The 5,884-nt window shown below is 59.1% G+C and carries 4 protein-coding genes; 2 read left to right on the top strand and 2 right to left on the bottom strand.

The features are described from left to right. Positions 1 to 800 (bottom strand): amino acid--tRNA ligase-related protein (locus tag VNM72_11225; protein HXF05971.1); only part of this gene is annotated, 800 nt, incomplete at its 3' end. Positions 801 to 1,228: 428 nt separating this feature from the next. Here VNM72_11225 and VNM72_11220 point away from each other — a divergent pair. Then, a complete protein-coding gene (locus VNM72_11220) occupies positions 1,229 to 4,543 on the top strand; it encodes a carboxypeptidase regulatory-like domain-containing protein (GenBank protein HXF05970.1) in 3,315 nt (1,104 codons plus the stop codon). Between the two features lie 112 nt (positions 4,544 to 4,655). Here VNM72_11220 and VNM72_11215 read toward each other — a convergent pair whose 3' ends face one another. Next, complete coding sequence (locus VNM72_11215; GenBank protein HXF05969.1) at positions 4,656 to 4,973, bottom strand: hypothetical protein; 318 nt, start codon at positions 4,971 to 4,973, stop codon at positions 4,656 to 4,658. 254 nt (positions 4,974 to 5,227) lie between these two features. On the opposite strand from VNM72_11215, the gene rtcA reads away from it, so the two are divergent. Further along, positions 5,228 to 5,884, top strand: a 657-nt coding sequence (gene rtcA / locus VNM72_11210; GenBank protein ID HXF05968.1) for an RNA 3'-terminal phosphate cyclase, incomplete at its 3' end; no start/stop codon positions are given.

Here is a 5,884-nt window from a genome sequence, read left to right as displayed (position 1 = left end):
CGGTTCAGCTCATAGACTTTCTCGAACCCGCCGACGATGAGCCGCTTCAAATAGAGTTCCGGTGCGATTCGGGCGTAGAGATCAATATCGAGCGCGTTGTGGTGGGTGAGAAACGGTCGTGCGGCCGCTCCCGTGGGCAGTGGGGTGAGCATCGGCGTTTCCACCTCTATGTAGCCTCGCTCGTCGAAAAACCGACGAATTTCCCGAATGATCCGCGAGCGCGTGATGAAGACCTGACGCGATGACCGATTGGCGATCAGATCGAGGTAGCGTTGCCGATAGCGCGTTTCCACATCGTGGAGGCCGTGCCATTTTTCCGGCAAAGGAAGAAGCGCCTTGGCCAGGAAGAAGAGCTTTTGCACATGGACGGTCAGCTCGCCCGTCCGGGTGAGGAAAAGAAACCCTTCCGCTCCGATGAAATCGCCGAGATCGAGATGCTCATAGAGCCCCCACTCGCGCTCACTCACTTCGTTGCGGCGGAGGTAAATTTGCAGGCGCTCCTCACCATCGGAGAGGTGAGCAAAAGCGGCCCGTCCCATCCGCCGTGTCGTCATCATCCGTCCGGCCACGCGGACGGCAACCCCTTTGAGGTCCTGGTTGATTCGCTCGATTTCCTCAACCGGTTTCGCGCCCGCAAGATGTCCATAGCGGCGGACGATCTCCGTGATGGTGTGCGTCCGCTCGAATTTATGCGGGTAGGGATCGAAGCCGAGTTCGATGATCGCATCGAGATTTTTCCGACGACTGATGATGAGGTCGTTTTCTTCGCCGAAGATTCCCATCGAATCGTCTCTGTGCATGTGCCCGTTCCGCACCTTACTGATGAAGTGGAAATCAATACTACCAGATGTCGGTCACATTGTCATAGGTGCAGTTCATTCCTCGTCCGGTGATGGAGCGGGGGCGAGCCGCGAATCTCCGCCGGAGTTCATGGAGAACCCGTCCCCGACCATCTCGCCTGACAAAGGATCAGCCGGCACGGGAAACCGATGCCGAATTCTGATCTTTACCGGGAGAAGAGCGCCGGGTAAAATGACGCACGCGGGTTAAATTCCGCTCGATGTTTGGCAGACTCTCACCCGGTTTCTCTCCCCGTCGAGCGCGGGGCAGTCTATAAGTGATTTGAGGAGTGTGTCGCCGACAGTGGTGGAGTGCGACCGGGAGAGCTATGGCACAGGATTTGCTTGATACAACATCGAATGAACCTGTCACAAGGAGGATTCTAGCGATGAGAAGACTAATGCGACGTTTGATGGCACTCTCTGCGCTCGCACTGCTGCTGGGGATGAGCCTGGCAGCACCAGGTCGCGCGCAGGAGATCACCGGAACGATTACCGGTTTCGTCAAGGACACGACCGGTGCGGTTGTTCCCGGTGTGGAAGTCCGAATCCGTAACACGGCCACCGGGCTGGAACGACGGGTCGTCACAAGCAGCGAGGGCGAGTATACGGCGACGCTGCTGCCCATCGGGATCTATGAGGTTCTCGTCGAAGCGCCCGGTTTCAAGAAAGCGGCCGTGCGAGACATCAAACTTTCCGTCAATGACCGATTGCGGGTGGACGTCACGCTCGAGGTCGGTCAGATTACGGAAACGATCACGGTAGTTGGCGAAGTACCGGCGGTTCAAACCGAGACGGCGGAAGTCGGCACAGTCATCACGGGCACGCTGGTCAAAGAGATGCCCCTCAACGGCCGAAGCCTTTTCCAACTGGTTGCGCTGCAACCGGGCGTGTCGGCTGCGGGAGCCATCGTCAGCGGGCGCGTCGGTGTCGGTTTGGATAATCTGGCTTCGGTCAACGTCAATGGCGCCCGCGCGTCGCAAAATAATTGGCTCATAGATGGAGCTGACAACGTGGATACGGGCTCCAACCTGGCAGTCATCAACTACATCAGCGTGGACAGCGTGGCCGAGTTCAAGATCCTCCGGGGCAACTATAGCGCGGAGTTCGGTCGGAGCGCCGGCGGGCAGATCAACGTGGTGACCAAGAGCGGAACCAACACCTTTCATGGTGGAGCCTTCGAGTTCTGGCGCAATGACATCATGGATGCGCGGAATTTCTTCAGCACGCTGGATCGAGATCGAGACGGGAAGGCTGATCCGGCCCTGCTGCGATATCACAATTTCGGTTGGAACCTCGGTGGACCGATCAAGCGCGACAAGCTCTTCTTCTTTTTCAACCAGGAGGTGCGGCGAGTTCGCACCGTGCGTGGTGGGGGTGTCGTAATTACGCGGGTGCCGACCGAGCGTCAACGGCGCGGCGACTTCAGCGAGTTCCCGTCGGTGGTGATTCGTGATCCCCTCACGGGCCAACCGTTCCCCGGAAACATCATTCCTCCGGACCGAATAGATCCGAATGCCCGAGCGCTGCTGTCCCTCTTCCCTCTGCCCAATTCCGATCCGGCGGTTCTGGGCGGCAATCGAAACTTCTCGGCAGCCGCGCCGAGCGGTCGAAACTATCGTGAGGAGCTGATCCGCGTGGATTATAATCTGTCGGATCGTCACAAATTCTTCGCCCGCTTCATTCACGACAGCATTCCCTCGACCGAACCCTTCGGGGAGATCTTCGGCACCAACAATGCCGCTTTCCCCGGTGTTGCCGATACGAAGACCAACATTCCTGGACGAAACCTGGTAGCCGAGTGGAACTGGATTCCGTCGCCCACCCTGGTGAACAATCTGGCATTCAATTACTCCCGGGGGGCAATCGTCAGCGAGATCACCGGGCGGGCTTCGCGAAAGATTCCGGGGTTGAACATCCCGGAAATCTTTCCCGAAAATCCAGCGGGAGTGTTGCCGGGAATCTCGTTTGGCTCCGGGGGCTATGGCGGATTCAACTTCTTCGGTCCTTACGATAACAACTATGGCTCCTATCGCCTCAAGGATACGGTCTCGCTCGTCCGGGGCAAGCATACCCTTAAGATGGGCATCCTTCTCTCCTGGGAATTCAAGAACGAGAATGCCGCCAGTGGCACTAACGGGGCGTTCGTTTTTCCCGGGACGTCGTCGGCTGTCTTCACTTCGACGGGAGATGCCTTCGCTGACTTTCTCCTGGGGCGCGCGTCATCCTACACCGAATCGGACATTGATATCACCTCTCACCTTCGCTACGACATGTACGAAGCGTTCATTCAGGATGACTGGAAGGCCACGCCCAACCTGACGCTCAACCTCGGTCTCCGCTGGTCGTTCATTCGTCCGCCCTACGATACCGAGAATGTGCTGACGAATTTCGACCCGACCCTCTTCAATCCGGCCCGGGCCTATCAGATTGATGCCAGTGGCAACCGAATCCCCGGAACGGGCGATCCTCTCAATGGCATTGTGATTGCGGGACGGAACTCTCCTTTCGGACGTCGGGTTGTGGATTCGCACTGGGACACGTTCGGGCCTCGATTCGGCTTTGCGTGGGATCCCTTCGGTACCGGGAAGACGGCGATTCGCGGCGGCTATGGCATCTACTTCGACCGGACGCTTGTGGGGATTGCCTTGCAGAATGCGTTTGTCAATCCTCCCTTTGTGACGACCGCTCAATTTCTCGCTGCCGGTGCTGCGGGAACACCGACGTTGTCCAATCCCTCGGGAGGGGCTCAACGGAATGAGGAGGCGATCGTTCGCAGCCTGATCTCCATGAGCCCGGAGTTTCTGGTACCGACGGTTCAGCACTGGAGTTTCGGGATTCAGCGAGAGCTGTGGTGGGGACTGTCGGTGGATGCAGCTTATGTCGGCAATCACGGAACGCATCTGTTACGTGCCGTGCGCATCAACCAGACCCCGCCGGGCACGCCGTCTCCTCCGGCGGCCTATGCCCGATTCCGCGGCTGGGGACTGATCACCGAACGGCAGACCTCGGCCAGTTCTCGATATGATTCGTTCCAGCTCGGCCTGAACAAGCGGCTCTCGCAGGGTCTGCAATTCGGTGTCGCCTACACGCTGTCGAAGGTCATCACGGATTCTCCCGACGATCGCACGACCATCGCCCAGGATGTGCGGAACCTTCGGTTGGATCGCGGATTGGCGTCCTACGATAAGACGCATGTTTTCGTGGCGAATTTCCTCTACGAGCTGCCGTTCTTCCGTCAAGCGCGAGGTGTTGTTTACAACATCCTCGGCGGTTGGCAGGTGGGTGGCATCGTGCGGGGCGAATCGGGCACGCCCTTGACGATCTTCATCTCTCCCAATCGGGCGAATTCGTTCTTCGGAGGCTCACAGCGGCCCGATCTCGTTGGGGATCCGCGAGGCCCCAAGACGGTGCGCCAGTGGTTCAATACGGCGGCTTTTGCGCTGCCGGCGCTCAATACCTTCGGCAACGCCGGACGCAGCATCGTTCGCGGTCCGGGGCTCCACCTGTGGGACCTCTCGCTCTACAAGCGGTTCCGCGTGACCGAATCCGTGGGTATGCAGTTCCGGGCGGAGTTCTTCAATGCCTTCAACCACACCAATTTCTCCGGCGTGGGAACGACGCTGGGAACTCCTACGTTTGGCCAGGTCACGTCGGCGCTCAGTCCGCGCGAGGTCCAGCTTGGCCTGAGAATTGAATTCTGAGGTTGTGAGCAGCCCCGCTGCTTCCCGCCTCTGAACGGGCAGGGAGGCGAACCCGGTTTGCTTCCCTGCCTGATGACTGCCAGAGGTAACTGTGACCCGTCCCCCCGAAGAGCTATGGTGGTGTCGCTCTCTCCTTCTCTGGGGAGTCCGTCGGCTCGATCCACCGGGAGAGAGGAAGAGACAGGAGGGCATATTGCTGGCGAATGGCGAGAACGCGGCCAGCGTATTCTGTCTTCGGAAACGCCCCGGCGAGCAACTGGTCTCGGAGGCGACGGAGTTGATAGACGTAGAGATCGGCGAGAAACTCACGAATGAGAGCGGCATCGGTGGTCGCTTCGGCGAGCACGCCGAATTTCTTCAATTCCTCCCGAACGAAAGCGCGGAGCCGATGTGGCTGACCCACCGGCGTGTTGTCTACAGGTGAAGTCATCGCCAGGGCCTCACGGTGAAACAATATCACCACGGATCCTCATAGGCTCAGGCGGATGAATCCGTGAATGGTCTGGACCTGTCGGGAGTTCTATTCTCCCGTCCCGGACCAGGAGGATGCCCATACACCGTTTTCCTCCCAAAGCACAGCTGAAAGACTAGAACTCAACTATAGCACATTGGCGATGTGCCCCGACGGTGCGGGAATCGAGTATAATCTATCAGCCGACTTGTCCGCGCTCAGGGAGCCGTGTCATGAAGCAGATACAGATTGATGGCAGTTTCGGCGAGGGGGGTGGCCAGATTCTCCGAACGAGTCTGGCGATGGCGGCACTTCTGGGCTGCGAGGTTGAGATCACCAATATTCGCCGGGGTCGAAAAACGCCGGGGCTTCAACCGCAGCATCTCACGGCCGTCCGGGCGATCAAAGAGGTGACTCAAGGAAAGACGCTCGGCGAAGAACTCGGCGGCGAGTTCCTGATCTTCACCCCGGGCACAATCACCAGCGGAACCTATGAGTTCGATGTCAGCAAGGTGAAAGCGAGCGCCGGATCGGTGAGCTTGATTTTTCAGACGGTCCTGCCGGCGCTGTTATTTGCACCGGGGCCGACCCGGCTCCTCCTCAAGGGGGGAACGCATGTTCCCTGGAGTCCGCCCACGACCTATCTCGAGCGGGTCTTTCTTCCTCTGCTCCAGCGGATGAACGGTCGAGCGACGCTGCGCACCGTAAAATGGGGATGGTATCCGCGCGGGGGAGGCGTGGTGGAAGCGGAAATTGAACCTACGGATTCCCTGGGAGCGATCACCCTCACAGAGCGAGGCCCCCTCGTTCGGATCGAAGGGCGGGCCGTCGTCTCGCGCCTGCCGCTGTCGGTCGCCGAGCGAGAGTGTCGGCGGTTTCTCCAGCGGCTC

The organism is Blastocatellia bacterium (assembly GCA_035573895.1).
Taxonomy (GTDB): Bacteria; Acidobacteriota; Blastocatellia; order HR10; family HR10; genus DATLZR01.
The sequence above is the reverse complement of the archived record's forward strand: the minus strand, read 5'-3'. Positions and strand labels throughout refer to the sequence as shown.